This is a genomic window from Corynebacterium sp. HMSC064H12 (assembly GCF_001809925.1).
Taxonomy (GTDB): domain Bacteria; phylum Actinomycetota; class Actinomycetes; order Mycobacteriales; family Mycobacteriaceae; genus Corynebacterium; species Corynebacterium jeikeium_D.
Window position 1 is genome coordinate 1 of record NZ_KV799334.1, and the last position, 1,545, is coordinate 1,545.

A 1,545-nucleotide genomic window follows, 5' to 3' on the forward strand; every position below is an offset into this window, starting at 1 on the left:
GCCGAGCGGACACACTTTTTGCTACTTAACCCGCGGAGCCCCTCAAGCATGTGCAGGATTTCGCGGTTGGTCACTTCCCCCAGAAGCTCACCAATGTCAGCGTATCGACGATATACGGTCGGACGCGAAACTCCTGCCTTGCGAGCAATTTCTGCAATCGAAGTCCTACGCAAGCCCACAGTCATTACGCTTTCGCGCGCAGCGGCAATGATGACATCATCGACGGATGGTTTCTGTGCCGCAGTGGTGCTTTGAGCAGCGTCGCCAACACGCCTCGTCTCATCCATGTAACTATTTCTCCCGTTGGAATCCGAACTCAGAAGTAATTTTATCAGGCAAATAGGTCGATTTAGTTCATGCCCCGTTGTCCAATTCTAAGATCTTACTTTCCAGTTAATTTCGTTTCCCCCACAATTCGCTCCACAAACCACACGGCAATCCACACGCCCGACCACAGCACAATCCACATCGCTAAGCTGGGCGTAGTCAGCGTGTGCCCCACAGCCCAGTCCGGGCACAAAATAAGGCGCACTGCAGAATCATGCCGAATCTCAGCGAAAGGTGAAATCATGGCTCAGCCCGATCCCGACCTCCAGCTCTCCCCTGAGCTCGACCGCATCGTGTGGATTGACTGTGAGATGACGGGCCTCGAACCCGAGCGCCACGTCATTGTCGAAATCGCGGCTCTCGTCACCGATGCCAACCTCAACGTCCTCGGGGAAGGCGTGGACATCGTCGTGCACGCGTCCGAGACCGAATTGGCGCAGATGGATGATTTCGTCACCAAGATGCATGCGAAGTCCGGCCTGGATCAGGAAATTCGCGACAGCAAGACTAATGTCGCCGACGCCGAACAGGCTGTTTTGGACTACATCCGTCAGTGGGTTCCCGAGCCGCGCACCGCCCCACTGGCAGGCAACTCGATTGCCTCCGACCGCAAGTTCATCCACCGCTACATGCCAGAGCTCGACCAGCACCTGCACTACCGCATGATTGATGTCTCTTCCTTCAAGGAACTTGCCCGCCGCTGGTACCCCCAGGTCCTCAAGGGCGCTCCAGAAAAGGGTCTCGCTCACCGAGCTCTTGCAGATATCAAGGAGTCGATCCGCGAGCTGGACTACTACCGCCGCGCCATGCTTCTGCCCCACCCCGGCCCCGAAGGCGACGCTATTTCTGCCGCAAGCAAGGAATCGACGGAAAAGTACGGTGAGATTCGCGGCTAGCTCGCTTTACGACGACCCAAACCCCACCCTTTCCCAAATTTATCCGGATTGACCTGCCGTTTTTGTTTCCAGCCAAGTGTGGGCTACCATATAGTTCGCTGCAGAGATGAGCTGAGAAACAGCTTTCTCAATGCGGTAATGGTGACTGTAGTTCAGTTGGTAGAGCACCAGGTTGTGATCCTGGGTGTCGCGGGTTCGAGTCCCGTCAGTCACCCCAAGTAGAACCCTCGGCCAGGTTTTTCCGGGCCGAGGGTTTTTGTGTTTCCGCCTTAGCAACTGCGTTTATGGTGGGTTAAGTAAAGAAAAGTGTGTCTTTTCCGGG

General features: G+C 55.6%; 3 protein-coding genes and 1 tRNA gene. 2 read left to right on the forward strand and 2 right to left on the reverse strand.

Going from position 1 to position 1,545, the window contains the following annotated elements:
* Together HMPREF2681_RS03290 and HMPREF2681_RS03295 are read right to left on the reverse strand one after the other, a co-directional pair.
* Positions 1 to 287, reverse strand: a 287-nt coding sequence (locus HMPREF2681_RS03290; RefSeq protein WP_141746272.1) for a helix-turn-helix domain-containing protein, incomplete at its 3' end; no start/stop codon positions are given.
* A 95-nt stretch (positions 288 to 382) separates the two neighbouring features.
* Positions 383 to 571 carry a hypothetical protein gene (locus HMPREF2681_RS03295; RefSeq protein ID WP_042388509.1) on the reverse strand — a complete coding sequence of 63 codons (189 nt, stop codon included), beginning with the start codon at positions 569 to 571 and terminating at the stop codon, positions 383 to 385.
* On the opposite strand from HMPREF2681_RS03295, the gene orn reads away from it, so the two are divergent.
* Positions 570 to 1,223 (forward strand): oligoribonuclease, encoded by a 654-nt coding sequence (gene orn / locus HMPREF2681_RS03300; RefSeq protein ID WP_016422281.1) that lies wholly within the window; start codon positions 570 to 572, stop codon positions 1,221 to 1,223. The genes HMPREF2681_RS03295 and orn overlap by 2 nt on opposite strands.
* Positions 1,224 to 1,364: 141 nt before the next feature.
* Positions 1,365 to 1,440: transfer RNA gene (locus HMPREF2681_RS03305), tRNA-His, on the forward strand.
* Positions 1,441 to 1,545: the final 105 nt, after the last annotated feature.

Coding starts and splice junctions, on each gene's coding strand:
- orn (WP_016422281.1), top strand. CDS start 570: ATGGCTCAGCCCGATCCCGACCTCCAGCTCTCCCCTGAGCTCGACCGC.
- HMPREF2681_RS03295 (WP_042388509.1), bottom strand. CDS start 571: ATGATTTCACCTTTCGCTGAGATTCGGCATGATTCTGCAGTGCGCCTT.